At 72.3% G+C, this 26956-nt stretch carries 23 protein-coding genes and 1 tRNA gene; 10 read left to right on the top strand and 14 right to left on the bottom strand.

The features are described from left to right. Nucleotides 1–9: 9 nt before the first annotated feature. The 9 genes from FDM97_RS01990 to FDM97_RS02030 all read left to right on the top strand — a co-directional run bounded on the left by FDM97_RS01990 (nucleotide 10) and on the right by FDM97_RS02030 (nucleotide 12435). Entirely contained in the window at nucleotides 10–1011 is a 1002-nt protein-coding gene (locus tag FDM97_RS01990; RefSeq protein WP_137988544.1) for an ABC transporter ATP-binding protein, read from the top strand. Further along, complete coding sequence (locus FDM97_RS01995; protein WP_137988545.1) at nucleotides 1008–1781, top strand: ABC transporter permease; 774 nt, start codon at nucleotides 1008–1010, stop codon at nucleotides 1779–1781. The genes FDM97_RS01990 and FDM97_RS01995 overlap by 4 nt, the downstream gene beginning before the upstream one ends. Nucleotides 1782–1794: 13 nt before the next feature. Then, on the top strand, nucleotides 1795–2595 hold the full coding sequence (locus tag FDM97_RS02000; RefSeq protein ID WP_137988546.1) for an ABC transporter permease: 801 nt from the start codon (nucleotides 1795–1797) through the stop codon (nucleotides 2593–2595). A 161-nt stretch (nucleotides 2596–2756) separates the two neighbouring features. Then, on the top strand, nucleotides 2757–2954 hold the full coding sequence (locus FDM97_RS02005; protein ID WP_137988547.1) for a hypothetical protein: 198 nt from the start codon (nucleotides 2757–2759) through the stop codon (nucleotides 2952–2954). Between the two features lie 238 nt (nucleotides 2955–3192). Beyond that, a complete protein-coding gene (topA, locus tag FDM97_RS02010; protein ID WP_137988548.1) occupies nucleotides 3193–6027 on the top strand; it encodes a type I DNA topoisomerase in 2835 nt (944 codons plus the stop codon). Nucleotides 6028–6213: 186 nt separating this feature from the next. Next, nucleotides 6214–9387: a dTMP kinase gene (tmk, locus tag FDM97_RS02015; protein ID WP_137988549.1), complete on the top strand. Its 3174-nt coding sequence runs from the start codon at nucleotides 6214–6216 to the stop codon at nucleotides 9385–9387. Between the two features lie 70 nt (nucleotides 9388–9457). Further along, entirely contained in the window at nucleotides 9458–10660 is a 1203-nt protein-coding gene (locus FDM97_RS02020; protein WP_137988550.1) for a DNA polymerase III subunit delta', read from the top strand. Between the two features lie 38 nt (nucleotides 10661–10698). Then, nucleotides 10699–12261 (top strand): alpha/beta hydrolase, encoded by a 1563-nt coding sequence (locus FDM97_RS02025; RefSeq protein WP_137988551.1) that lies wholly within the window; start codon nucleotides 10699–10701, stop codon nucleotides 12259–12261. A gap of 97 nt (nucleotides 12262–12358) precedes the next feature. Further along, a tRNA-Thr gene (locus tag FDM97_RS02030) sits at nucleotides 12359–12435 on the top strand. Between the two features lie 202 nt (nucleotides 12436–12637). Here the strand turns inward: FDM97_RS02030 and FDM97_RS02035 are convergent. After that, nucleotides 12638–13240: a TetR/AcrR family transcriptional regulator gene (locus FDM97_RS02035; RefSeq protein WP_175439010.1), complete on the bottom strand. Its 603-nt coding sequence runs from the start codon at nucleotides 13238–13240 to the stop codon at nucleotides 12638–12640. Between the two features lie 76 nt (nucleotides 13241–13316). On the opposite strand from FDM97_RS02035, the gene FDM97_RS02040 reads away from it, so the two are divergent. Next, nucleotides 13317–13643 (top strand): rhodanese-like domain-containing protein, encoded by a 327-nt coding sequence (locus FDM97_RS02040; protein WP_137988552.1) that lies wholly within the window; start codon nucleotides 13317–13319, stop codon nucleotides 13641–13643. Between the two features lie 74 nt (nucleotides 13644–13717). Here FDM97_RS02040 and FDM97_RS36965 read toward each other — a convergent pair whose 3' ends face one another. From FDM97_RS36965 to FDM97_RS02105, 13 genes are all read right to left on the bottom strand, one after another. Continuing rightward, entirely contained in the window at nucleotides 13718–14269 is a 552-nt protein-coding gene (locus FDM97_RS36965; protein ID WP_137988553.1) for a hypothetical protein, read from the bottom strand. A gap of 723 nt (nucleotides 14270–14992) precedes the next feature. Continuing rightward, nucleotides 14993–15715, bottom strand: a complete 723-nt coding sequence (locus FDM97_RS02050) for a hypothetical protein (RefSeq protein ID WP_137988554.1) — start codon at nucleotides 15713–15715, stop codon at nucleotides 14993–14995. A 23-nt stretch (nucleotides 15716–15738) separates the two neighbouring features. Then, nucleotides 15739–16221: a hypothetical protein gene (locus FDM97_RS02055; RefSeq protein ID WP_254705465.1), complete on the bottom strand. Its 483-nt coding sequence runs from the start codon at nucleotides 16219–16221 to the stop codon at nucleotides 15739–15741. Next, nucleotides 16218–17411: an MCE family protein gene (locus FDM97_RS02060; RefSeq protein WP_137988556.1), complete on the bottom strand. Its 1194-nt coding sequence runs from the start codon at nucleotides 17409–17411 to the stop codon at nucleotides 16218–16220. The genes FDM97_RS02055 and FDM97_RS02060 overlap by 4 nt, the downstream gene beginning before the upstream one ends. Further along, the gene (locus tag FDM97_RS02065) at nucleotides 17408–18691 is read right to left on the bottom strand and encodes an MCE family protein (protein WP_137994608.1); all 1284 of its coding nucleotides are present in this window, start codon (nucleotides 18689–18691) and stop codon (nucleotides 17408–17410) included. Before FDM97_RS02065 ends, FDM97_RS02060 begins: the two co-directional genes overlap by 4 nt. Nucleotides 18692–18762: 71 nt before the next feature. Continuing rightward, nucleotides 18763–19902, bottom strand: a complete 1140-nt coding sequence (locus FDM97_RS02070; RefSeq protein ID WP_175439012.1) for an MCE family protein — start codon at nucleotides 19900–19902, stop codon at nucleotides 18763–18765. After that, nucleotides 19899–20882 (bottom strand): MCE family protein, encoded by a 984-nt coding sequence (locus FDM97_RS02075; RefSeq protein ID WP_137994609.1) that lies wholly within the window; start codon nucleotides 20880–20882, stop codon nucleotides 19899–19901. Before FDM97_RS02075 ends, FDM97_RS02070 begins: the two co-directional genes overlap by 4 nt. A gap of 32 nt (nucleotides 20883–20914) precedes the next feature. Further along, nucleotides 20915–21979: an MCE family protein gene (locus FDM97_RS02080; protein ID WP_137988557.1), complete on the bottom strand. Its 1065-nt coding sequence runs from the start codon at nucleotides 21977–21979 to the stop codon at nucleotides 20915–20917. Next, nucleotides 21976–23229, bottom strand: coding sequence for an MCE family protein (locus FDM97_RS02085; RefSeq protein ID WP_137988558.1), 1254 nt, complete (start codon nucleotides 23227–23229; stop codon nucleotides 21976–21978). The genes FDM97_RS02080 and FDM97_RS02085 overlap by 4 nt, the downstream gene beginning before the upstream one ends. 7 nt (nucleotides 23230–23236) lie before the next feature. Continuing rightward, nucleotides 23237–24052 carry an MlaE family ABC transporter permease gene (locus FDM97_RS02090; RefSeq protein WP_137994610.1) on the bottom strand — a complete coding sequence of 272 codons (816 nt, stop codon included), beginning with the start codon at nucleotides 24050–24052 and terminating at the stop codon, nucleotides 23237–23239. Nucleotides 24053–24063: 11 nt separating this feature from the next. Beyond that, complete coding sequence (locus FDM97_RS02095) at nucleotides 24064–24834, bottom strand: MlaE family ABC transporter permease (protein ID WP_137988559.1); 771 nt, start codon at nucleotides 24832–24834, stop codon at nucleotides 24064–24066. Then, nucleotides 24831–25820, bottom strand: a complete 990-nt coding sequence (locus FDM97_RS02100; protein ID WP_254705466.1) for an ABC transporter ATP-binding protein — start codon at nucleotides 25818–25820, stop codon at nucleotides 24831–24833. Before FDM97_RS02100 ends, FDM97_RS02095 begins: the two co-directional genes overlap by 4 nt. Nucleotides 25821–25905: 85 nt before the next feature. Next, a complete protein-coding gene (locus FDM97_RS02105; protein ID WP_137988560.1) occupies nucleotides 25906–26949 on the bottom strand; it encodes a sigma-70 family RNA polymerase sigma factor in 1044 nt (347 codons plus the stop codon). Nucleotides 26950–26956 lie beyond the last annotated feature (7 nt).

A 26956-nucleotide genomic window follows, 5' to 3' on the forward strand; every position in this document is an offset into this window, starting at 1 on the left:
GTCCCGCCCATGCTCGCAATCGAGGCGGACGCGCTGCGCCGCACCTACACCAGCAGGACCGGGTGGCTGCGGCCCCGGCGGACCGAGACCGAGGCCGTGCGCGGGGTCACCTTCGACGTGGCGCCCGGGGAGCTGTTCGGGCTGCTCGGCCCCAACGGCGCCGGGAAGACCACCACCATCAAGATGCTCAACACCCTGCTGCTGCCGACCTCCGGCACGGCCCGGGTGTTCGGGCACGACGTGGCCCGCGACCCCGTCGCCGTACGCCGCCGGATCGGCTACGTCTTCGGCGGCGACCGCGGCCTGTACGACCGGCTGTCCGCGCTCGACAACCTCCGCTACTTCGCCGAGCTGTACGGCGTCGAGGCCCGCGCCCAGAAGCGGAGGATCGCCGAACTCCTCGACCTGGTCGGCCTCACGGGCCGCGAGAAGGAGCGGGTCGAGGGGTACTCGCGCGGGATGCGGCAGCGCCTCCACATCGCCCGCGGTCTCCTCCACCACCCCGACGTCCTCTTCCTCGACGAGCCGTCCATCGGCGTCGACCCGGTCGCCGCCCGCGACCTGCGCCGTACCGTCGCCGACCTCGCCGCCGCCGGCACCACCGTGCTGCTCACCACCCACTACATGGCCGAGGCGGACGAGCTCTGCGACCGCCTCGCCGTCATCGCCGGTGGCAGGATCCGGGCGCTCGGCACCCCCGAGAGCCTCAAGTCCCGCGTCCGGGAACGGGACGTGCTGGAGATCGAGGCGTACGGCGTGGGCGAGGACCACCTGGCCCGGATCCGCGAACTGCCCGGTGTCCGGGGCGCGTCGGTGGAGGAGCGGGGCGCGGCGCAGACCGTGACCGTGCAGAGCGACCGCGGCGCCGTCCCGCACGCCCGGGTCCTCGCGGCCGTCGACGGCGTACGGATCGGGCGGGTCGCCAGCCGCGAACCCTCCCTGGAGGACGCCTACATCGCGATCGTGGAAGAGGCCGCGACCGAGGACGCCCCCCAGGAGGTGCCGGCGTGACGCGCGTCCTGCGGCTGATCGGGGTCGGTGTGCGCACCCATGTCTCGTACATGTCCCGCTCGCCCATCGAGATCACCTTCGCCGTCCTCGTCCCGCTGGTGTACGCGACCCTGGCCGTCTACCTGTTCCGCGCCGCCGGGGACCCCGACCGTCTCCTCACCGCCTCCGTCGGCGCCGGACTGATGGGCATCTGGGGCTCGGTGCTGTTCGGTTCGGGCGGCGCCGTGCAGAACCAGCGCTGGCTCGGGACCCTGGAGACGCTCGTCGTGGCGCCCGCGCCGCTCGCCCTCGTCCTGCTCCCGATCACGCTCGCGACCGCCGTCATCGGCACGTACGCCATGGGCGCGACCGTCCTGTGGGGCATGCTGCTCTTCGGCGTGCCGCTGGACTTCGCGCACCCGCTGCTCTTTCTCGTCGCCGTCCCGGTGTGCGTGCTCGCGCTCGGCATGATGGGGCTGCTGCTCGCCGCCACCTTCGTCCTGCTGCGCAACGCCAACGCGCTGGCCAACCCGCTCGACACCCCCGTCTGGCTGCTGTCCGGGCTGCTCGTGCCGATCGGCGTGCTGCCCGCCTGGACGCACCCGCTCTCCTGGGCGCTGCCGACCACCTGGGGAGCGCGGGCCGTGCACGCCGCGACCTCCGGCGGGGACGTCCTCACACCGCTGCTCGCCGCCGTCGCGCTCGGCGCCGGATACGCGCTGGCCGCCGTCCTCGTCCTCGGCCGGGTGGAGCGGCGGGCGCGCGCCGCGGCCACGCTCGCCCTCGCCTGAAAGGCCACCAGAGATGTTCCGTTTCCTCTCCTCCGCGTCCTCCGCGCGGCTCGTCCTCGTCGGCGGAGCGCTCTCCTACCGGGCGCTGTTCAACTGGACGACCCCGCCCATGTTCATCGGAACCCTGCTGGTCGGGCCGCTGCTCCAGGTTTTCTTCTTCGTCTTCCTGGGCAGAGAACTCGGTGTCGCCGACGACCGGTTCCATCTGGTCGGCAACGCCGTGCTCGCGGCTTCCGCCTCCTGCGTGTACGGCGGCACCATGGCGATCGCGAACGAGCGCCGGTTCGGCACCCTCGGGGCCGTCCTGCTCTCGCCGCGCCGCCGCGTCCCCCTGTGGGCCGGACGCGCCCTCCCGTACGTCCTGAACGGGCTGCTCGTCAGCGCCTTCGTCCTCGCCGCCGCCGCCCTGGTGCTGGGACTGCCGGTGCCCGCGGGCGCGCTGCCGGGGCTCGCCCTGGTGCTGCTCGTCGCGGCCGGTGCCTGTGCGGCGTTCGGGCTCGCGCTCGGCGCGCTCGGACTCCGGTTCCGGGACGTGTTCCTGGTGTCCAACGTGGCCAGTTCGGTCCTGCTCCTGATGACGGGCGCCGCCGTCCCCCGTCAGACGCTGCCGGAGTGGATGCGGACGGCCGGCGAGCTGCTGCCGCTGACGCACGCGGCGGACGCGGCGCGCCGGCTGACCGCGGGCGGCGGGCTCGACGGGGCGCTGCTCGGCGCCGAGCTGGCGGTGGGGGCCGGGTACGCGGTCCTGGCCGTGACGCTGCTCGCCCTCTTCGAGCGGGGCAGCAGGCGACGGGCCACGCTCGATGTGATGTGACGAACGAGAAGAAAGAAGGTGGGGGCACTACCGGCCATATTCGTGAACCCGTACGGGAGCGTCCGCGTCGTTCACCCGGAATTCGCGCCGAGGACGCCGGGAGGTGCCAGCCTCGGCCTTCAGGGACCACGGGGGCCCTGTGATGGGAACGGGGTACGGGCATGGAGAGCGGGCCTGCGATCTTCGCCGGAACGGCGTTCGCGCTGTTCGGAGCCGCGCTGCTGCTGTGGACAGGGGTGCGGGTGGCGCACCGCGAGCCGGTCGCGCACGGGGTGGACACGCGGGCCGCCGCCACGCTGACGACGATCTTCGGAATCGCCTTCCTTCTTCTCGGGATGTGGTGCTTCGGACGGCTGTGAGGACGGCTGTGACGAGGTCGTTCCGCGCGGCCCCGCCGCACCGGACCGGGAGTCCGGGCGGCAGGAATGCCAGGAGTCGGGTTACCGTTCGAGTGGCCGTTGCGGGCTTTTGCCGTTTGACACGGGGGCGGGTTGTACCGTCACACTCCGCAGCGACGGCAGCGTCACCGCACGTGCCGCCGCCGTACGTGCCAGCGCCGTACGTGCCACCGAGCGTCGACCGGAGAGAAGAGCGAAGTTGTCCCCGACCAGCGAGACCGCACAGGGCGGCCGCCGACTCGTCATCGTCGAGTCGCCTGCCAAGGCGAAGACGATCAAGGGCTACCTCGGCCCCGGCTACGTCGTCGAGGCGAGCGTCGGGCACATCCGCGACCTCCCCAGCGGCGCCGCCGAGGTGCCGGAGAAGTACACCGGCGAGGTGCGCCGTCTCGGCGTCGACGTCGAGCACGACTTCCAGCCGATCTACGTCGTCAACGCTGACAAGAAGGCCCAGGTCAGGAAGCTCAAGGAGCAGCTGGCCGGGGTCGACGAGCTCTTCCTCGCCACCGATGAGGACCGCGAGGGCGAGGCCATCGCGTGGCACCTCCTCGAGGTCCTGAAGCCCAAGGTCCCGGTCCACCGGATGGTCTTCCACGAGATCACCAAGGACGCGATCCGCGAGGCCGTCGCCAACCCGCGCGAGCTGAACAAGCGCATGGTCGACGCCCAGGAGACCCGCCGTATCCTCGACCGCCTCTACGGCTACGAGGTCTCGCCGGTCCTGTGGAAGAAGGTCATGCCGAAGCTGTCGGCGGGCCGCGTCCAGTCCGTCGCCACCCGCCTCGTCGTCGAGCGGGAGCGCGAGCGCATCGCGTTCCGCTCCGCCGAGTACTGGGACCTGACCGGCACCTTCTCCACCGGCCGCGCCGGTGACTCCTCGGACCCGTCGTCCCTGGTGGCGCGCCTGGCGTCGGTCGACGGCCGGCGTGTCGCGCAGGGCCGTGACTTCGGCGCGGACGGCCGGCTCAAGTCCGAGCAGGTCCTCCACCTGGACGAGGCGAACGCCCGGGCGCTCGCCGCCGCGCTCGCCGAGACCTCGTTCGCGGTCCGGTCCGTCGAGTCGAAGCCGTACCGCCGCTCCCCGTACGCCCCCTTCCGTACGACGACCCTCCAGCAGGAGGCGAGCCGCAAGCTGGGCTTCGGGGCGAAGGCGACCATGCAGGTCGCGCAGAAGCTGTACGAGAACGGCTTCATCACGTACATGCGTACGGACTCCACGACCCTGTCCGACACCGCCGTCGCGGCGGCCCGGGCGCAGGTCACGCAGCTGTACGGCGCCGACTACCTGCCGGAGAAGCCGCGCGTCTACGCGGGCAAGGTCAAGAACGCGCAGGAGGCGCACGAGGCGATTCGCCCTTCGGGTGATCGTTTCCGCACCCCGGCGGAGACCGGCCTGACCGGCGACCAGTTCCGGCTCTACGAGCTGATCTGGAAGCGGACCGTCGCCTCCCAGATGAAGGACGCGACCGGAAACTCGGTCACCGTGAAGATCGGTGGCCGCTCCGCGGACGGCCGGGACGCCGAGTTCAGCGCGTCCGGCAAGACGATCACCTTCCACGGCTTCATGAAGGCGTACGTGGAGGGGGCCGACGACCCGAACGCCGAGCTGGACGACCGTGAGCGCCGGCTGCCGCAAGTCGCCGAGGGCGACGCGCTGTCCGCCCAGGAGATCACCGCCGACGGCCACGCGACCAAGCCCCCGGCCCGCTACACCGAGGCCTCGCTGGTCAAGGAGCTGGAAGAGCGCGAGATCGGCCGCCCGTCGACGTACGCGTCGATCATCGGCACGATCCTGGACCGCGGCTACGTCTTCAAGAAGGGGACGGCGCTCGTGCCGTCGTTCCTGAGCTTCGCCGTGGTCAACCTGCTGGAGAAGCACTTCGGCCGGCTCGTCGACTACGGCTTCACCGCCAAGATGGAGGACGACCTCGACCGCATCGCGCGGGGCGAGGCCCAGGCCGTGCCGTGGCTGAAGCGTTTCTACTTCGGCGAGGGCGGCCCGGAGGGTGCCTCGGGCGGCGCCGCCGACGCCGGGAACGGCGACGGCGACCACCTCGGCGGTCTGAAGGAGCTGGTCACCGACCTCGGCGCGATCGACGCCCGGGAGATCTCCTCCTTCCCGGTGGGCGAGGGCATCATGCTGCGCGTCGGGCGCTACGGCCCGTACGTCGAGCGCGGTGAGAAGGAGGCCGAGGGCCACCAGCGGGCGGACGTCCCCGACGACCTCGCGCCCGACGAGCTGACGGTCGAGCTCGCGGAGGAGCTGCTGGCCAAGCCGAGCGGCGACTTCGAGCTGGGCACCGACCCGGCCACCGGGCACCAGATCGTCGCCAAGGACGGCCGGTACGGCCCGTACGTCACCGAGATCCTGCCCGAGGGCACCCCGAAGACCGGCAAGAACGCGGTGAAGCCGCGGACGGCCTCGCTCTTCAAGTCGATGTCCCTCGACACGGTGACGCTGGAGGACGCGCTCAAGCTGATGTCCCTGCCGCGCGTGGTGGGCACGGACGCGGAGGGCGTCGAGATCACGGCGCAGAACGGCCGCTACGGCCCGTACCTGAAGAAGGGCACGGACTCGCGCTCCCTGACGGACGAGGAGCAGCTCTTCACGATCACGCTGGAGGAGGCGCTCGCGATCTACGCGCAGCCCAAGCAGCGGGGCCGGGCGGCCGCCAAGCCGCCGCTGAAGGAGCTGGGCGTCGACCCGGTCAGCGAGAAGCCGGTGGTCGTCAAGGACGGCCGCTTCGGTCCGTACGTGACGGACGGTGAGACCAACGCGACCCTGCGGACCGGGGACAGCGTGGAGACGATCACGCCGGAGCGCGGTTTCGAGCTGCTCGCCGAGAAGCGGGCCAAGGCGCCGGCGAAGAAGGCGGCCAAGAAGGCGCCCGCGAAGAAGGCGGCGGCCAAGAAGGCGACGCCGGCGAAGAAGACGGCGGCCAAGAAGACCGCCGCGAAGAAGACGACGACGGCCAAGACCGCCGCGGCGAAGAAGACCGCCGCCAAGAAGACGGCGGCGGCGAAGCCCGAGTAACGCGGCGAAGCCCGAGCAACGCGGCGAAGCCCGAGTATCGGCGCGAAGCCCGAGTAACAGCGCGTGCCGTGGCAGGGGCGGGGGTCCATGGTCCATGGACCCCCGCCCCTGACGTGTTCGCGCTCTGCCCGACGTTTGTTCGGACGGAGGCCACGGGGAGTGAAGGGGTCCGGATAGGGTGGACGGATGACGCGAGCAGAGCAGCCAGACTCCGACGTCGCGCTTGTCGCAGACTCCCGGGAGCGTGCCGTACGGGCGTTGTTGCGCCATCAACCGCTGCGACGGCTGTGGAGCGCGCAGTTCGTCGGCGGGACCGGGGACGCCCTCGCCCTGCTGGTCCTGCTGCTCCTCGGATTCCAGGCCGCCGTGATCGGGGGAGCCCTCGGAGGCGGAGTCCGCGGAGCCGCGTTCGCCGTCGCCGCCGTGATCGGCGCCCGGCTGCTGGCCTCGGTGCTGTTCGGGGCCGTCCTCCTCGGACCGCTCACCACGCTGACCGGTCCGAGCGGCCCGCTCGACCGGCGCTGGACCATGATCGGGGCCGACGGGCTGCGGATCGCGCTCCTCGTGATCGCGCCCCTGTGGATCGACTGGACCCCGGACAAGGCCCTGGGCTTCCTCCTCGGCACCGCCTTCGTCGTCGGCGCCGCCGAGCGGCTGTGGACCGTCGCCCGCGAGGGCGCGGCCCCCGCGCTGCTGCCCGCGCCGCCGCTGGAGGGCGCCGCCGTGCGGCCCCTGCCCGACCACCTCGACGCGCTGCGCCGGCTCTCGCTGCGGACCGGATTCCTCGCGGTTCCGACCGCGGCCGCCGTGCTGCTCGTCGCCACGCTCGTCGGCAACCTGCTCGGCACGGGCATCGAGTGGTTCTCGCTGCACCAGGCCGCCCTCGGCTCGTACGTCGCCGCCGGCCTGTTCGCCGCCTCCGTCTCCGTCCTGTCCGCCATCGAGCTGCCCGGCGGACAGACCCCGCGGCCGCGCTCGCCCCTGGAGGGCCTGCGCCGCCCCGCGGCCGAGAAGGGGCGCACCGGAGCGGTCCCGCTCCTCGTGTTCGCCTGCGCCACCGTCGCCGGAGCCGTCGCGGCCGCCGCGGCGGTCTCCGTCCTGCACGCGTACGACCTCGAGGGCGGCCCGGTCACCTTCGCGCTGCTGGTCCTCGCGCTGAGCGGAGCCACCGGCGTCGGCATCCGGACGGCCGGCTCCGTACTCACCGTGCTCTCCCGCCGCCGGCTCCTCGCCCTCGCGATCGCCCTCACCGGCGTCGCGCTGCTCGCGATGGGCCTCGTGCCGGACACAGCCACGGTCCTGTTCCTCGCCGTACTCGCCGGGTACGCCGCCGGTGTCGCCGCCAACACCGGCCACACCCTCATCGACCAGGAGACCGAGGAGGCCCGGCGTCCCCGGGTCACCGCACACCTCCAGGCCGTCGCCCGGGTCGCCATGGCGGTCGGCGCGCTCGCCGCGCCGCTGCTCGCCGCCGCCATCGGTCCGCACCGCCTGGCCTCCGGCAGCTTCGTCTTCGCACACGGCGGCGCCGCCTTCACGCTGATGCTGGTCGGCGCGCTGCTGCTGCCCGTCGCCGCGCTCGTCCTCGCCAAGACCGACGACCGGGCCGGCGTGCCGCTGCGCCGCGATCTGCGCGACGCGCTGCGCGGCGCCGACCCCGTCCAGGCACCCGCCCCGACCGGCTTCTTCATCGCCCTGGAGGGCGGCGACGGCGCCGGCAAGTCCACCCAGGCCGAGGCGCTCGCCGAGTGGATCCGCGCCAAGGGGCACGAGGTCGTCGTCACCCGCGAGCCGGGGGCGACCCCGATCGGCAAGCGGCTGCGCTCGATCCTGCTCGACGTGTCCTCGGCCGGGCTCTCCCACCGCGCCGAGGCGCTGCTGTACGCCGCCGACCGCGCCGAGCACGTCGACTCGCTGGTCAAGCCCGCCCTGGAACGGGGCGCGGTGGTGATCACGGACCGGTACATCGACTCCTCCGTGGCCTACCAGGGCGCCGGGCGCGACCTGTCGCCGACCGAGATCGCCCGCATCAACCGCTGGGCGACCGGCGGGCTCGTCCCGCACCTGACCGTGCTGCTCGACGTCTCGCCGGAGACCGCGCGGGAGCGGTTCACCGAGGCCCCGGACCGTCTCGAGTCCGAGCCGCCGGAGTTCCACGCGCGCGTGCGGGCCGGTTTCCTCGCCCTGGCCGCCGGTGACCCAGGCCGCTACCTGGTCGTCGACGCCGGCCAGGAGCCGGAGGCCGTCACCACCGTCGTACGCCACCGGCTCGACCGGATGCTGCCGCTGTCCGAGGCCGAGGTGAAGGCCCAGGAGGAGGCGCGGAAGAAGGCCGAGGAGGACGCCCGGCGCCGGGCGGAGGAAGAGGCCGCCCGCAAGGCCGAGGAGGAGCGGCTGGAGCGCGAGCGCCAGGAGCAGCTCGCCCGGCTCCGTGCCGAGGAGGAGGAGCGCAAGCGCCAGGAGGAGGAAGAGGCGCGGCGCCGCGAGGCCGAACGGCAGGCTGAGGAGGCCCGTCGGCGGGCCGAGGAGGCCCGGCTGGCCGCCGAGGAGGAGCGCAAGCGCCGCGCGGCCGAGGAGAAGGCCCGCCTCGAGGAGGAGGAGCGGCGCCACAAGCAGGCCGAGGAAGAGGCCCGGCTGCGCGCGGAGGCGGAGGAGCGCCGCCTCGAGAAGCAGCGCAAGGCCGAGGAGGCCCTGCTGAGGGCGGAGGAGGCCCGGCGCCTGGCCGAGGCCGCCGCGGCGAAGGCCGCCGAGGAGGCGGCGCGGAAGGCGGCGGCGGAAGCGGCGGAGAAGGCGGCCGCGGAGAAGGTGGCGGCGGACAAGGCGGCGGCCGAGAAGGCTGCCGCGGCGAGGGCTGCCGAGGCCGCGAAGGCGGCGGAGGCCGCGAAGGCCGCGAAGGCCGCGGAGGCTGCCAGGGCCGCGGAGATGTCGGCGAACGAGATCACGATCGCGACGCCCCTGGTGAAGCCGGAGGCCATGCCCGACGACGTGACGCAGACCGTGCCGACCGTGTCGGCGAACGAGGTCACCGTCCCCACTCCGATCGTCAAGCCGGAGGCCGTCCGGCCCGAGGAGGAGACGACCGTCCTGCCGCCGGTGCGTGACGCGGACGAGACGGCGGTGCTGCCGCCCGTACGGGATGCCGATCCGGTCGACCGGGTGCCGCGGGGCATCTTCCGCGACGAGCAGCCCGCGGGCGCCGACGACCGGACCCGCGAGCTGCCCCAGGTCGACGAGCAGGGCCGCCCGAAGCGCCGCTCCGACTGGGCGGAGGAGACCCCGCTCGACGACCTCCCCACCCTCGCGGACGAGCTGCTCGGCCCGCACGACGACGAGGACGACGGGCGCCGCCGCCGCCGGTGACAGGACCTCCTGGCGGCTGCTTGTCGGTGGGCTGCCCCACAATGGAGGGCGTACCTGAGGAGGGGCAGACATGGCCGTATGGGACGACCTGGTCGGACAGGCCCGCGTCGAGGAGCAGCTCGCCGCCGCGGCGCGGGACGCCGACGCGCTCGTGACCGACCATGCCGCCGGCCGGCCGGACCCCGAGGGGTCCAAGATGACCCACGCCTGGCTGTTCACCGGCCCTCCGGGCTCCGGCCGGGCGACGGCGGCGCGGGCGTTCGCCGCCGCGCTGCAGTGCGTGAGCCCGGACCGGGCGCTGGGCGGGGCGCCGGGGTGCGGGTTCTGCGACGGCTGTCACACCGCGCTCGTCGGGACGCACGCCGATGTGGAGGTCGTCCGCACGGACCTGCTCTCCATCGGTGTGAAGGAGACCCGTGAGCTCGTACGGCGCGCCCAGCTGTCGCCCGCCGGCGGCCGCTGGCAGGTGATCGTCCTGGAGGACGCCGACCGGCTCACCGAGGGCGCGGGGAACGTCCTCCTGAAGGCGGTCGAGGAGCCCGCGCCGCGCACGGTGTGGCTGCTGTGCGCGCCGTCCCTGGAGGACGTGCTGCCCACCATCCGCTCCCGCTGCCGCCACCTGACGCTGCGCACGCCCCCGGTCGACGCCGTCGCCGACGTGCTCGTACGCCGGGACGGCATCGAGCCCCAGGTCGCCGCGGCGGCCGCCCGGGCCACCCAGGGCCACATCGACCGCGCCCGCCGGCTGGCCACCGACGAGCGGGCCCGGGCCCGCCGGGACGTCGTCCTCAAGCTGCCGCTGCGGGTCGGGGACATCGGCGGCTGCCTCAAGGCGGCCCAGGAGCTGATCGACGCGGCGGGCGAGGACGCCAAGCAGGTCGCCGAGGAGATCGACACCAAGGAGACCGACGAGCTCAGGGCCGCGCTCGGCGGGGGCCAGGGCTCGCGGATGCCGCGCGGCACGGCCGGCGCGATGAAGGAGCTCGAGGAGCGGCAGAAGCGCCGCAAGACGCGTACGCAGCGCGACAGCCTGGACCTCGCGCTCACCGACCTCACCGGGTTCTACCGCGATGTGCTGGCCCTGCAGCTGCGGGCGCGGACGCCGATCGCCAACGAGGACGTACGGGACGCCGTCGAGCGGATCGCCCGGGACACCGCCCCGGAGCGGACCCTGCGCCGGATAGAGGCGGTGCTCGCCTGCCGGGAAGCGCTGGACCGCAACGTCGCCCCGCTGCTCGCCGTGGAGGCGATGACCATGGCCCTACGAGACTGATTGGACACGGTCCGTACCCGTACGGATACCCTCCGGACATGGACTCCAGGCGCTTGCTCCGTACGTCCGCCACGGCCCTCGCGGTCGCCGGGCTGATCCTCTCCGGCTGCACGGGCGGGAGCGACGCCGCCGCCCCTGCCGGGCCCTCCTCCGCGACGTCGCCGTCGGGGGCCGCGACGGCCGCGACGCCCGATCCCGCGCTGCGGACCTACTACGGGCAGAAGCCGGCCTGGCGCGACTGCGGCGTGCCGAGGTTCCAGTGCGCCACGCTCCGCGCCCCGCTCGACTACGCGAAGCCGGAGGCCGGGGAGATCAAGCTGGCCGTCTCCCGGGTCGCGGCCACCGGCCCGGGCAAGCGCCTCGGCTCGCTCCTGGTCAACCCCGGCGGCCCCGGCGGCTCCGCCGTCGGCTACCTCCAGGGGTACGCGGGCATCGGCTACCCCGCCCCCGTGCGCGCCCAGTACGACATGGTCGCCGTCGACCCGCGCGGGGTGGCCCGCAGCGAGCCCGTCGACTGTCTGACGGGCCCGCAGATGGACACGTACACCCAGGTCGACCAGACGCCCGACGACGCCGCCGAGACCGGCGCCCTCGCCGCCTCCTTCATGAGCTTCGCGGCCGGCTGCGAGAAGCGATCCGGCGCGATCCTTCCCCATGTCTCGACGGTGGACACGGCCCGGGACATGGACATCGTGCGGGCCGTGCTCGGCGACGAGAAGCTGACGTACGTCGGGGCCTCGTACGGCACCTTCCTCGGCGCGACCTACGCCGAGCTGTTCCCCGCCCGAGTCGGCCGGCTGGTCCTGGACGGGGCGATGGACCCCTCGCTGCCCGCGGTCGACCTCAACCGTGACCAGACCGCCGGCTTCGAGACCGCCTTCCGGGCGTTCGCGGCCGACTGCGTCACGAAGCCCGACTGCCCGCTCGGCACGAAGTCCGTCGCCGCGGCCTCCGACAACCTGAAGGCCTTCTTCCGCGCGGTCGACGCCGATCCCGTGCCGACGGGCGAGAGCCGCGCGCTGGGAGAGTCCCTGGCCACGACCGGGGTGATCGCCGCGATGTACGACGAGGGGGCCTGGCCGCAGCTGCGCGAGGCGCTGACCCGGGCGATCGGCGGCGAGGGCTCGGGCCTGCTCGCCCTGGCCGACAGCTACTACGAGCGCGAGCCGGACGGCTCGTACGCGAACCTGATGTTCGCCAACGCCGCCGTGAACTGCCTGGACCTCCCGGCGTCCTTCGCCGGCCCCGCGGACGCCGCGAAGGCGGTCCCGTCCTTCGAGAAGGCGTCCCCCGTCTTCGGCGAGGGCCTCGCCTGGGCCGCCCTGAACTGCACCTACTGGCCCACCCCCGCGACCGGCCGCCCCCACCGCATCACCGCCGACGGCGCGGCCCCGATCGTCGTCGTCGGCACGACCCGCGACCCGGCCACCCCCTACAAGTGGGCCCAGTCCCTCGCGGACCAGCTGTCCTCCGGCTCCCTGCTCACGTACGAGGGCGACGGCCACACGGCGTACGGCCGCGGCAGCGACTGCATCGACACCGCGATCAACACCTACCTGCTCGACGGCACCGTCCCGAAGGACGGCAAGCGCTGCACGTGAGGGGTGGCGTGGGCCACGCGGAGGGTGGTCGGGAGCACCCCGGGAAACTGTGTAGACTTGGCGTCGCTGCTGCACCCACCATGGGGAAGCACGGCGTGCCGCCTTAGCTCAGTTGGCCAGAGCAACGCACTCGTAATGCGTAGGTCTCGGGTTCGAATCCCGAAGGCGGCTCCACAGGAAAGCGCAGGTCACTCCAAGTGACGTGCGCTTTCTTCGTTTTCGGGCTGTGGGGTCGACTCCTCGGTGGAGATGTCGGCGGACGGCCCCACTCCGGTCGATCGTGCGAGGGGCCGGGCCGACTTCTCGTGGACCGGCGGCCACGGGCCTGCCGGACGAACGGCTCTGGCGCAGATGCGCAGGGTGTCGCGAGGCGGGTTCAGCGCCGGCTCTCGGGGCGGGGTTCTCGTAGCGCCGAGTGGGCGAGGCGGAGGAGGCCCGTTCGCATGCGCTGTTCGCCGAGTTCGGGCAGGAGCGCGGCCACGTGGTCGGCGGCCAGCGGAGCGAGCAGGGCGTGGGCGGCGTGGTCCGGGTCGGGTGTGGTCGCGAGCAGGATCGCCATGTGGCGGTGCCAGAACCGGTAGGCCCCGATCCGGTATCGGGCGCCGGGAGTGGCGGTCTCCGACATGCGGACCAGGGCGAGATGCCCGAGCAGGTAGTCGAAGTAGGCGTTGAGGAAAGCGGCGAGGCGCTCATCGGGCGGTGCTCCGGGGCCCAGGGGAGGCGGTCCGTGCAGGATCGCCTCCTGCAGCGTCTGCTCGCGGGCGTCCAGCAGTGCTGAGCCCAGTCCGGACTTGTCGCCGAAGCGGCGGAAGAGGGTTCCTTTGCCGACGCCGGCCGCCGCGGCCACCTGATCCATGGTTACCGCCTCAACGCCGTGTTCGGCGAAGAGCCGAGCCGCCGCCTCCAGTACGGCGGCCCGATTGCGTGCCGCGTCCGCGCGTTCTTTGGGGGGCGTCGTCCGCAGTAGCTCCAACGGCATTGCAGAACCGGACTGCGGTCCGTTACTGTCTTGAGTCACAAGAGGACTGTAGTCCGATTCTCTCGGAGGTAGTGACATGACCGCACTCATCACCCGCGACGAGCTGAAGGCTGCGATCGCAGCCGGCGCCGTGACCGTCGTCGACACGCTCGGCGGGGCCTACTACACCCAGCAGCACCTGCCCGGCGCGCTCGCCCTGGCCCCGGCCGACGTCGACACCCAGGCGTCCGTCCTGCTCCCTGACCGCGACGCCGCGATCGTCACCTACTGCTCCAACCCGGCGTGCTCCAACAGCAGTCAGGTCGCCGAGCGGCTCGCCGCCCTCGGCTACGGCAACGTGCGCAAGTACCGTGAGGGCATCCAGGACTGGGTCGAGGCCGGCCTCGAAGTCGAAGCGGGCTGACCGGTTTCGCGCGCGCCGGCGGGTGGGGGGAGCGTCCGGCCGGCCGCCGGCCGCTTTGGGCTCCGCGGGGTTGGTCAGAACACGGGCAGGGCCGTGAGTGACGGGCCGTCCAGGAGGAAGACGCGGTTCGCGTCGCCCGTGATCCAGTAGAGGTCGGGGGTCTTGGTGATCGGGAAGACCCACGGCGGGCGGCCCTGCGGGGAGAGGTCGATGACGTCGATGCCGCCTTGCTTCTCGTTGACCGCCACCGACCAGAGGCCGTTGCCCTGGACCACGAGGGGGCTGGGCGGGTCGCATTCGAAGAGGCCGGTGTAGGGCCAGTCGGTCGGCTTGCCGTTGCGGAGGTCGAGACGGAAGGGGAAACCGAGGCTGTGCTCGCGGGTGGTGATGTCGTGCGCGATCAGTCCGTGCCGCCAGGCGCGTTCGGCGCCCCGGGGCGGGGCGGACGACTGGATGATCTGGTCCGGCAGGGGCCGCGACGCCGGGTCCGGGGCGAGGCACGCGCCGATCAGCGGCTGGAGCGGGGGCGGCACGCGGTCCAGGCGCGGCGCGCCGTGGACGACCTCGTACTGCACGGCGGCGACGTACGAACCCTCGTACGCGTGCCGGCCGCTCGCCGCGTACACGAGGACGGCGCCCAGGGAGAAGACGTCGGCCGGCGGGCCGACGCGCCGGCCGAGGACCTGCTGGATCTCCCAGAGCTTCCTGCCCGAACGGGCGCCGACGGCCGGCAGGAACCACGTCTGGTCCTTGTGGAAGCCGGTCTTCTCGTGGGGGCCCCGGCCTGCTGCCAGATAAGGCCGGCGGTGGTGAGCAGCACGGCGGCGGGGGACACGCCCGCGTGCGTCACGCCGTGGGCATGGGCGGTGGCCAGCGTCTGGGCGAGGGCGGCGCCCAGGGCCCGGACGACCGGCTCGGGCAGGGGACCGCCGTGGGCCCGCAGGGCCGTGGGGAGCGGGAGGGCGGGGACGTACGGCGTCGTGCACCAGGGTTGGGCCGCCGTGCCGCCGACCTCCTCGACCGGCAGGAACCCCGGTATCGAGAGCCGACGGGCGCCCTCTGCCTCGATGGCCAGCGGGTCGGGTCGGCGCCGGGGCGCGGGAGGCGGGCGAGGAACGTGCGGTCGCCGTCGGCGCCGCGGGCGATGAAGCGGCCTTCGGGAACGGCCTGTTCGGACTCCGGGTCGAGCCGGGCCAGGGTGATGTGGGGCCCGGTCCGTGGGGGGTCGTCATGGCGCAGCCGTTCCACGCGCGATCTCCCCCCGGGGCTGTGATGAGCGAGGTCGAGCCTACTCACGTGCCGGTTCGGGGACGGAGGCAGGTGGCGCGGCGGTCACGGCTCGTCCTCGACTACAGCGCGTCGACGGCGCTCACCTTCCAGCCCTGAGGTGTGCGGACCAGTGTCATCCGTACGCGGTTGAGGTCGACGCGGGGGCCGGAGATGCGGGTGCTGGTCGTGACCTGGTTCATGAAGAGGAGGATCACGGCCTTGTCCGGGGAGGCGGAGACCACCGACACGGAGGCCGAGGCGTCGGCGCCCGGGGGCTTGGCGATCGTGGCCTTGACCACGCCCTGGTACTGGCGGGCCGTCGGCGCCACCACCGTGGTGGTCGTCTTCGTGTACTCGTCGAGGAACGGGGGTGTGAGGTGCGTACGGGCCGTCGCGAAGTCGGTGTCCAGGTGGCGGTAGTCGTACGACAGGATCGCCGGCGCCGCCTTGCGGGCGGCCGCCGCGGCGGACGTGCGGGCCTCGGTGGTGCGGGTGGAGTCGCGGTACTGCAGGCCGAGTGCGGTGGTCGCGGTCAGGCCCGCGAGGACGAGGGTCGCGAGGGCGGCGGTGAGCAGGGCCGGCCGGCGGAAGTGGGGTGGGGTCCCGGACTTCGGCTTCGGCTGCGGCTGCGCATTCGGCTGCGCATTCGGCTTCGACTCCGGCTTCGACTCCGGCTTCGGCTCCGGCCCGTCGCTCTCGACCGGCACCGTCAGGGTCGGGGACGAGATCGGGCGGCGGGCCTTCGCGGCTCGCTTGGACGCGGCGCGGGCGGCCGCTGCCACTCGGACGTTCTGGTTCGCCACGATGGTTCTCCTTGCGGGGGTGGTCAGCCGACGAACTCGACGTCGGAGGTCAGCCATCGGCCGTCCTCGAACACGAGGTCCAGCTGGAGCCGGTAGGTACGGGCCGTGCCCTCGGGCGCGGCGGTGTTGTTCACCTTGCTGTCGGCGACCACGAGGACGCGGGCGGTGCGCTCGTCGGCCCGGGCGATGCCCGCGTCCAGGATCTGGCCCTCGGAGACGGACTTGTTCTCGGCGACCAGCTTCGTCAGCTCCGCCGTCTGCGCCGAGAACTGCTTCTTGAAGTCGCCCGTCGCGCCCGTCAGCACGTTCTTGCTGTCCCGGTCGTAGTGGCGGTAGTCCAGCGACGTGAAGTTGAGCGCCGACTGGCGTGCCGCGGCCAGGATGTCCTGGTGCCGCTGCTCCGTCGCGTGGTGGCCGTGGAGCAGCGTGCCCAGCCAGGCGGTCGAAGCCGTCAGCGCGGCCGCCGCGACGGCGAGGGACGCGCGGATCACAAGTGCGCGGGTCATGCCATGGGTCCCACGAGCAGCCATTGCCAGGAGTCCTTTCCGAACGTGCTCTGTGCTCCGCCCGTCGAGCGGATCTCTACCGGCCCGCGCGCGCCCGGGACGTTCTGGGCGCCGCGGACCGAGGTGTCGCCGCCGCGCGGGGCCGTGCAGCGGGCGTCGGTGTTCACCGGGCGGTCGGTGGTGTCGGCGGGGTCGCGGTGCCGGGTCCCGTAGCCCTGGCGGCAGGGCGGCGGGTCGTCGGCGTTGACGACCAGGCCGAAGTGGGTCGTGCCGTCGCCCGGGATCACCGTGTAGCTGCCCGCGACCGTCAACGGGAGGGTGACCAGGGCCTGTTCCACGCCGGGCAGCCGGGCGAGCGTGATCTGGCCGCCGGTGATCAGGTTGCCCAGCAGGACGGGCAGATGGGGCCGGTTGTCCTGGAGGAGGGCGTTCACCTCATGGGCGGCGGTGGTGCCGTTGTCCATCAGGGCGCGCAGGTCACTGTCGCTCGCCTTCAACTGGGCGGTGAGGGCCGCCAGATCGCGGGAGAAGGAGGTGATCGACGAACCCTGTTCGGCCTGGGTCCGCAGGACCTTCCGCGAGTCCTCGATCAGCGCGATCGTCTGCGGGAGGGACTCGGTCGCCGACTCGACCAGGGCGTTGCCCGAGTCCACGAGACGGGTCAGATGCGGTCCGGTGCCGGCGAACGCCTGGCCCAGTTCGTCGACCGTGACCCGCAGGTCCCCCTTGTCCACCGACTCGACCAGCCGGTCCAGGCTGAGGATCAGCTCGGTGGTGGGCAGCGGGACCCGGGTGTTGTGGCGGGCGATGGTGCTGCCGTCCCGCAGATACGGCCCTTTCGCGGCGCGCGGCTGCAGGTCGACGTACTGCTCGCCGACCGCCGAGCGGTTCGCCACCACGGCCACCGTGTCCGCGGGGATGCGCGGACCGTCCTTGACGAGCAGTTCCACGGAGACGCCCTCGGCGCCGGAGAGCCGCAGCTCGCCCACGCGGCCCACGGGCACCCCGCGGTAGGTGACCTCCGCGCCGGTGTAGATGCCTCCGGAGTCGGAGAAGTCCGCCAGGACGGTGTAGCCGCGGTCCAGGACACGGTCGGCGAGCCCGGTGTACTCGCTGCCGACGTAGGACACCCCGAGTGCGGTGACGGTGGCGAAGGCGACCAGTTGGGCCTTGACCGTACGGGTGATCACAGCCCCATCCCCTTCAGCATGAGCTCCGCGAGCGCGACGTCGAAGCCTGTGGCTCGCGTGCCGCCGTACGAGACGGGGCTGCCGGTGCAGACCGGGGGACAGAGCGTGCCGCCGTTCGTCGGCGGGGCGGACGGGGCGGTGGGGGAGTCCGGCAGGGGCGGCGCGTCGCTCGGCAGGGGCGTGGGGGCCGGCACTCCCGGGACCCCCGGCACGACCGGCACCCCCGGCAGTCCGGGCACTCCCGGCAGGCCCGGCACGGCCGGCGGCGCCGGCTGCTTCGGGCTGCCGGCGAGGTTGCCGTAGAGGCCGGCGAAGTCGAGATCGGCGGTGACCTTGAGGTTGACGTAGTCGCCCTTGATCGCGTCCACGACATTGCGGGGGAAGGGATACGTCGTGAGGATCTCCAGCGCGTTGGGCAGATCGGCGCCCGCCGCGTTCAGCTGGCGCAGGATCGGCTGCAGGCTCCGCAGATTGGCGACCACGTCGTTCCGCGACGCCTGGATCACCGCACCGCCCGTCTTCCCGAGCTGCGACAGGGAGGTCAGCATCGCGGTCAGCTTGGCGCGCTGGTCCGCCAGCACCTTCAGCGCGGGCGGCAGGGTCTGGAGGGACGCGCCGATCGTCGCCTTCTCCTTCCTCAGCGTCGCGGCCAGCTTGTCGATCCCGCGCAGCGCGCGGACGATCTCCCCGCGCTGCCGGTCGAGGCCGCCGATGAAGGTGTCCAACTCGGCGAGCAGGGCCTTCACCCGGTTCTCGCGTCCCGCCAGGGCCTTGTTCAACTCCGTGGTGATGGTCTTGAGCTGGGCCACCCCGCCGCCGTTGAGCAGCGCCGAGAGGGCCGAGAGCACTTCCTCGATCTCGGGGTTGCGCCCGCTGCGCGAGAGCGGGATCTTCGCCCCGTCGGTGAGCCTGCCGACCGGTGCGACGTCGGTTGGCGCCGCCAGCGCCACGTACTTCTCCCCGAGCATGCTGGTCTGGTGCAGCTCGGCCACCGCGTTGGCGGGCAGCTTCACGTCGTCGGAGACGCGCAGCCGCACGCGCGCGTGCCAGCCGGCCAGTTCGACCTCCTCGACCGCGCCGACCGTGACGTTGCCGACCTTCACCGTGGACTGCGGCACCAGATCGAGTACGTCCCTGAACTCGACCGTGACCCGGAAGGCATGCCCGTCCGCGGCCGCGCCGCCGGGCAGCGGGACGTCGTAGAGACCGTTGAACTCACAGCCGGTCAGCAGTAGGGAGGCGGTGGCCGCCCACACCGCGGTCCGCACCGGCGTCCGCATCCCGGTCCGCGCCGGGGTCCGCATCCCGGTCCGCACCGGCGTCCGCGCCGCCGTCCTCCTGGTCGTTGCTGTCATGCGCCGGCCTCCAGGATTCCGCCGAGGGTCGGGTCGACCGAGGTGGGTGTATGAGCGGGAAGGGAGTCGAACAGGGCCTTCAGCTCCCCGCAGTCGGCCTTCTCCCCGGTCGTCCTGAGCAGCGAGCACAGCATCGCTGCCGGGTCCTGGAGCTGCTCGGGGTTGCCGCGGGTGTCGAGCGTGCCGGACGACGGGTTGTACGCGTTCTGCAGGTTGGACAGTCCGGCCGGGGCCACGGCCAGCAGCTCTTCGAGCGCCGCGCGCTGGGTGACCAGCACCCGGGTCACGTTGGCGAGGCCCTTCACGTCGGCGGTCAGCGCCTTCTTGTTCGTCCGTACGAACTCGGCCACGTCGGCGAGGGCCGCCGCCAGGTACTTCACCGCCTTCGCGAGGTCCTTGCGCTCCCCGGCCAGCTGATCGGCCACCGTGGCCAGGCTGGTGTTGAACGACCGGACGCTCGCGTCGTCGGCCGCCAGCGCGGCCGTGAAGACCTGCAGGTTCCTCACGGTCCCGAACAGGTCCTGCCGGCCGCCGGAGAGCGTGGTGACGGCCTGCGAGAGGTCCTCGACCGTCTGGTGCAGGCGCGCGCCCTGGCCCTGGAGGTTGTCCGAGCTCACCGCGAGGAGCCGGGACAGCGCGCCGTCCTTGTTGGCTCCGCGCGGGCCGAGCGCGTCGGCGGTCGTACGGAGGCTGTCGAAGACGCGGTCGAGCTCGACGGGCACGGCCGTCCGGTGCTCGGGGATGACGGCGCCGCTCCTCATCGCGGGACCCTCGCGGTACACGGGCAGGAGCTGGACGTAACGGTCGCTGACCACCGAGGAGTTGATGATCGCGGCCTGGGCGTCCGCCGGGACCTTGCGCTCGCTCTCGTACTCGATCTCGACCCGTACGCGCGTGCCCTCCGGCGTGATCGACCTGACCTCGCCGATGCGGACGCCGAGGACGCGCACGTCGGAGCCGGGGTAGATGCCGACCGTACGGGGGAAGTAGGCGGTGATCCGGACCGGGCCGTCCGATCGCGGCCAGAGCGCCACGGCTGACCCCGCGAGGAGCGCGAGCGCCACGACGGGGGCGATACGGCGGACGAGGCGGCGCCGCAGGAGGTGCTTCAGCCTGCGCCTCAGGAGGTGCTTCATCGCGAGCCTCCCGTCCGGGGGGTCACCGGGGCCGGCACGACCAGGTTCTGGATGTAGCTGTCGAACCAGCGGCCGTTGCCCAGGGTGTTGGTGAAGACCCGGACGTACGGGGCGAGGAGCGCGATGCTCCGGTCGAGGCTGCTCTGATTGCGTTCCAGCATCCGCACCACCGCGTTCAGGTTGGTCAGCGCCGGACCGATCTGGGCGCGGTTGTCCCGGACCAGGCCGGAGAGCTGGACGCCGAGGGCCGCGGAGCTCGTGAGCAGGGCGTGGATGATCTCGCGCCGCTCGGTGATCTCCTTGAAGAGCTTGTCGCCGTCCTTGACCAGCTTCCTGAACTCGCCCGTCCGCGCGGAGAGCACGCCCGTGACGCCGTTGGCGTGGTCGAGGAGTTCGCGCAGCGCCTGGTCGCGGGAGGCCACGGTGCGGGAGATCTTCGACAGCCCCTCGATGGACGCCCTGACCTCGGCCGGCGAGTCCTTGAACGTCGTGGAGACGGTGTCGAGGGCCGTGGCGAGGCGCTGGGTGTCGACCTGCTCGGTGGTGGTCGTCAGGTCGCTGAACGCCTGGACCACGTCGTACGCGGGTACGGTCCGGCTCAGCGGGATCTCGCTGCCCGGCTTCATCTGCCCGGGCCCTTTCGGTTCCAGCGCGAGGTACTTGGCGCCCAGGATCGTCTTGATCCGGATCAACGCGCCGGTGCGGGTGCCCAACCGCGGCTCGCCCTTGATCCGGAAGGTCACCTTGACGTGGTCGCCGTCCAGGTCGACGTCGTCGACCTTGCCGACCTTGACGCCGGCGATACGGACCTCGTCGCCGGGCTTGAGCCCGCCCGCCTCGGAGAACGCCGCGCTGTACGAATCGCCGTTGCCGATCAGGGGCAGTCTGTCGGCGTTGAAGGCCGTGGCGATGAGCGCCGCGATGAGGGTGAGGCCGATGGCGCCGATGACGACGGGGTTGCGGTCACGGAAGGGGATCATCCCTTGTCTCATGCGCTGCTTCATGCGTTGCTTCATGCGCCGCACCTCGCCCGGGCGACGTGGAGTTCGGGGGTGATCGTCTGCGGCGGCCGGCCGGCGACGGTCGCCGGGAGGACGATCCGGCCGTCGAAGTCGCAGAGGTAGAAGTTGAACCAGGAGCCGTACGACGCGGTGCCGGTCAACTTCTCGAGCTTGTTCGGCAGTCGCTTCAGGACGCCCTCCACGGTCTTCTCGTTGTCCTTCAGCGTTCCGGCGAGCTTCGCCAGCTCCGCGATGTCGGTCTTCAGCGGCGGGCGGGCGTCCTTGAGCAGGCCGGCCGTGGCCTCGGTGAGGCCGTTGATGCCCGCGAGCGACTCGCCGATGGGCTTGCGGTCGGCGGACAGGCCCGAGATGACCCGCTGCAGCTGCTCGATCAGCTCCGAGAAACGGGCGCTGCGCGTGTTCACGGTGGTCAGTACGGTGTTGAGGTTGTCGATCACCGAACCGATCAGCTTGTCGCGCTCGCCGAGCGTCGTGGTGAGCGAGGCGGTGTGCGCGAGCAGGCTGTTCACCGTGCCGCCCTCGCCCTGCAGGGTCTTGATGATCTCGTCGGCGAGCCGGTTCATGTCCTCGGGGCTCAGCGCGGCGAACAGCGGCTTGAAGCCGTTCAGGAGCGCGTTGAGATCGAGCGCCGGCTCGGTACGGGAGAGCGGGATCCGGCCGCCGGGCGGCAGCCGTGTGCCGTCCCCGGCGCCTTCCGTCAGCGCGATGTACCGCGTGCCGACCAGGCTGCGGTACCGGATGACGGCGCGGGTGCTGGTCAGCAGCGGCCGGTCGCGGGAGACGCTGAAGGTGACCTCGGCCCGGGTGCCGTCCTTCTGCTTCCTCAGCGAGATGCTCTCGACCTCACCGACCCGGACGCCCGCGACCCTGATGTCGTCGCCCTCCTCCAGGCTCGTGACATCGCTGAAGACGGCGGTGTACGTGTCCTGGGGGCTGAAGGAGACATTGACGATGGTGGCCGCGAGGACGGCCGTGGCCAGGACGGTCACCACCGCGAAGACGCTGAACTTGATCAGCTGGGGCGTCGTCGTCCGCGCATGCGTACGGCTGCTCATGCGACGCTCACCGCCGTCCCCCGTGCCATCGGGCCGAAGAGCAGGGTCGCGACCGCGGGCACCGCGTCGACGGGTACGCCCATCGCCGGGGCCACGAGGGCGGCGACGGCCTGCTGCTCGGCGGCCGTACCGGACGCGGGTGTCTGCCGGGTGCCGTCGTCGAGCTTGGTCGCCGGCGCGGGGACATGGGGGTGGGGCAGTCCTCTGCAGTCGGGTCCTGAGCGGTCGGCATAGCGCGGTTCCTCGCCGGGTTCGTAAGCGGGCCTGGAGCGGACGAGTTCGAGGGTGATGCGCATCTCCCCGCCCCTGAAGGCCTCTTCGGACGCCTCCTCCTGCCGCACCAGACCGTCGAGGAGGCAGGGGTACTCGGGGGAGTAGCGGGCGAAGAGGGCCAGCGTGGGACGGGAGACGCGGCCCAGGGTGATCAACCGGTCGGCGTTCTCGTCGAGGACGCCTTCCGCGGTGTCCGCGGCGGTCGCGGTCCAGGTCAGGACCGAGGCCAGCCGCGCCTGCTTCTCGACGAGGGTGCGGCTGGTGGTGAGCGTGTTGTCGAGGATCCGCATCAGGTCGGGGGCGGCGTCGGCGTACACCTCGGCCACGTCGGCGAACCGCGCGATGTCCTCCTGGAGGGCGGGCATGTGCGGGTTGAGCTGCCGCAGATAGCCCTCCAGGCGTACGAGGTTGTCGCCGATCGCCTCCCCGCGCCCTTCGAGGGCGGTGGCGAACGCGGAGAGGGTCGCGTTCAGCTTCGCGGGTTGCACCGTGCGCAGCAGCGGCAGCAGGTCGTTCAGCAGCTGCTGGACCTCGATGCCGACGGTGGTGCGGTCCTGGGTGATCACGTCACCGGCGCGGATGTGGCGACCGCCGCCCGGGGCGCCCTTCGGGGCGACCAGGTCGACGTACTTCTCGCCGAACAGGGTCTTGGGCAGCAGCCGCGCGTGGACGCCGGCCGGGATCAGGGCGACGTGCTCCGGCTTGAGCGCGAGGGAGAGCGTCGCCTTCTCGCCGTCGGCCCGCACCTCGCGGACCTCGCCGACGAGCAGGCCCCGCAGCTTGACGTCGGCCCGCGGCTCCAGCTGGTTGCCGAGCGCGTCCGCCTCCAGGGTGATCCGTACGACCGGGGTGAACACCTGCTGGTAGACGGCGACGGTCAGGGAGAGCAGCAGGGCGATCACGGCGATGAAGACGACGCCGTAGAGACGCAGGCGCAGGTGCGGGCGGAGGTGCGGGCGCGTGGTCGTGGTTCGCATCGGCGCGTTACCCCGCTATCCGTACGGTCGTGTGGGCGCCCCAGATCGCCAGGCTGAGGAAGAAGTCGAGAATGTTGATGGCGACGATCGAGGTACGGACCCCGCGGCCGACCGCGACACCGACCCCTGCGGGGCCGCCGCTCGCGTAGTAGCCGTAGTAGCAGTGGACGAGGATGATGACGACGGCGAAGACGATCACCTTGCCGAAGGACCACAGCACGTCGACCGGGGGCAGGTACTGCTGGAAGTAGTGGTCGTACGTGCCGGCGGACTGCCCGTAGTAGCCGGTGGTGATGGTCCGGGCCGCGAAGTACGAGGACAGCAGCCCGACCACGTACAGCGGGATCACGGCGACGAATCCGGCGATCATCCGGGTCGTGACCAGGAACGGCAGCGACGGGACGCCCATCACCTCCAGCGCGTCGGTCTCCTCGCTGATCCGCATGGCCCCGAGCTGGGCGGTGAACCCCGCCCCGACCGTCGCGGACAGGGCGAGTCCGGCGACCAGCGGGGCGATCTCGCGGGTGTTGAAGTACGCGGACAGGAACGCCACGAAGTTGGAGGTGCCGAGCTGGTTGAGCGCGGCGTAGCCCTGGAGGCCGACCTCGGTGCCGGTGAAGAAGGAGAGGAAGGCGATGACGCCGACGGTGCCGCCGACCACGGCCAGCGCGCCGCGGCCGAAGCTCACCTCGGCCAGCAGGCGCAGGACTTCCTTCTTGTAGCGGCGCAGGGTGCGGCCGGTCCAGGCCAGCGAGCGTCCGTAGAAGACGAGCTGGCCGCCAAGCTCTTCGAGGGATCGGTTCAATCGGTTGAGCGGAGCCATCGTCATCCTCGTCATCCCCTCTGCGGAACGAGCTGGAAGTAGACGGCCGTCATCACGAAGTTGGTCACGAAGAGCAACATGAAGGTGATGACCACGGACTGGTTCACGGCGTCGCCGACGCCCTTCGGGCCGCCCTTCGCGGTCAGTCCCTTGTACGAGGCGACGATCGCGGCGATGGCGCCGAAGACCAGCGCCTTCACCTCGGCCGCCCACAGGTCGGACAGCTGGGCGAGCGTGGTGAAGGAGGCCAGGTACGCGCCGGGGGTGCCGTTCTGCAGCACCACGTTGAAGAAGTAGCCGCCGGCCACGCCGACCACCGACACCAGGCCGTTGAGCAGCACCGCGACGACCATCGTGGCCAGGACGCGGGGGACGACGAGCCGGTGGATCGGGTCGATGCCGAGGACCTGCATCGCGTCGATCTCCTCGCGGATCTTGCGCGCCCCGAGGTCGGCGCAGATCGCGGTGCCGCCGGCCCCGGCGATGAGCAGCGCCGTGACGATGGGGGAGGCCTCGCGCAGCACCGCGAGGACCGAGGCGGCGCCGGAGAACGACTGGGCGCCCAGCTGCCGCGTCAGGCCGCCGATCTGGAGCGCGATGACCGCGCCGAAGGGGATCGAGACCAGGGCCGTGGGCAGGATGGTGACGCCGGCGATGAACCAGGCCTGCTGGATGAACTCCCGTACCTGGAAGGGGCGTCGGGGGAGGGTGCGGAGGACGTCGAGGGCCATCGCGAAGAGGCTGCCGGAGTGCCGGAGCGCTCCGGTGGGGGAGAGACTCATGCGTCCGCCACCTCCGCCACCTCCGCCGCCTTAGGTGCCGCGGCCGTCTCGGGCGCCTCGGCTGCGGGTTCCGCGTCCTTGGGGCGCTTCTCGCGGTCGGCGATCGCCTGCCAGCGGGGCGGCCGGGTCACCCCGGGGCTCGGCAGCAGGCGCGGGGTCAGGTCGGGAACGGTGTCGTCCCCGCCGTCGAGGCCGGCGAGCTCCTCCTCGACCTGGGCGGCGTCCTTCTCCTCGGCCATGCCGATCGGTCCCTGCATCCGGCCGTTGAGGAACTGCCGTACGACCGGTTCGTCACTGGCGAGCAGCTCCTCGCGGGGGCCGAACATCACGAGCTCGCGCCGGAAGAGCAGTCCGATGTTGTCCGGGACCTGCCGGGCCGAGGCGATGTCGTGCGTGACGATCAGGAACGTCGCGTCGATCTGCGCGTTCAGATCCACGATGAGCTGGTTGAGGTAGGCCACCCGTACCGGGTCGAGCCCCGAGTCGGGTTCGTCGAACAGAATGATCTCGGGGTCGAGGACCAGGGCGCGGGCGAGACCGGCGCGCTTGCGCATGCCGCCGGATATCTCGCCGGGGAGCTTCTCCTCGGCGCCGATCAGGCCGACCATGTCCATCTTCTCGAGGACGATGCGCCGGACCTCGCTCTCCGGCTTGCGCGTGTGCTCGCGCAGCGGGAAGGCGATGTTGTCGTACAGACTCATCGACCCGAACAGCGCGCCGTCCTGGAACAGCACGCCGAAGAGCTTGCGCACCTCGTACAGGTCGTGTTCGCGGAGTGTGGTGATGTCCGTCCCGGCGATCCGGATCGACCCGCGGTCCGGCTTCAGCAGGCCGACGAGGGTCTTGAGGAAGACCGACTTGCCCGTGCCGGAGGGGCCGAGCATGACGGACACTTCCCCGGCGGGCAGCGTCAGCGAGACGTCCTGCCAGATGACCTGGTGGCCGAAGGATTTGGTCAACCCTTCCACACAGATCTCGACACCCATCCGGTTCACCCTTCAGCGGGGAGCAGCTCCGACATCTGCTCTACGGGGAAGGGCGGCGCGTCCGTCGCGGAGAACGCGAGATTTTTTACGGAGCCGAAACGGGTGCCGAAACGGGTGCCGAAACGGGGACCTGTAGGGACGGGAGCTCGGGCAGAGGCGTTTCCGTGGCGACCGGCAGTTCCGGTACCAGTGCCGGTACGGACGGCAGCTTGATCGTCTCCGGCACCTCCGGCACCTCGGGTACGGCCGGCAGCTCGGGCAGGACCGTCGGGACGGCGATGGGCGACGTGGGGTCGGCCGTCGGGGCGGCGGAGCCGGGGGTACGACCGTCGGCGTCGACGTCCGCGTCGACGGGTCCGGCGCTGGGGCCGGGACCGGGGCGCGTGGCCGGGGGTATCTCGTAACCGGCCGCGTTCGCCCCGTCCACCTCCTCGGACAGCGCGGGCCGCGGCGCCCCGCCCCGGTCCGGCTCGTACGAGAAGGGAAGCGCGAGGCCCACCACGGCCAGCGTGACCGCCGCGGAGGTCGCGGCCACGGCCTGGACATGGCCGCCCGAGGGGGTACGGCCACCGCGCCCGGCCAGCCACAGGGCGAGCCCCAGCGTGGCGGCGAGCGAGTCGCGCAGCGTGCGCCGGGCCCTGGCGAGCAGCGACTCGACCGCCCGGTAGCTGAGGCCCATCTCCTGGGCGACCTGCTCCACGTCCCGGTCCTGCGCCTTCAGCCGGAGCGCCTCCGCCTGGCGTGCGGGCAGCTCCCGGCTCCGGAACGCCAGCCACTTCGCCTCCGCCCGGTCGCACACCGCCTCCTCGACGGGGACCGGGCCAGGGGGGTTGAGCTTCGGGAGGACGCGTACCTCGGCATCGCGGTTGACCTGCCGGTACCGGTCGACGCACAGGCGCATGGTCACCGTCGTCAGCCACGCGCCGAGGCGCGCGTCGTCGAGGTGCGGGTTCTCCGCGGCACGCAGCATCGCTTCCTGGACGGCGTCCTCGGCGTCCTCGGCGCTCATGGACCGCCGGCGGGCCACCTTGAGCAGCTGCTCGCGGTGGCTCCACATGCGCTGCCATCGCACCTGGGCCGATTCGTCACCCGGCCCGGCCTCGTGGGCCGGGTAGCTGTCTGTCGCCATGAGGGCC

The organism is Streptomyces vilmorinianum, assembly GCF_005517195.1.
Taxonomy (GTDB): Bacteria; Actinomycetota; Actinomycetes; order Streptomycetales; family Streptomycetaceae; genus Streptomyces; species Streptomyces vilmorinianum.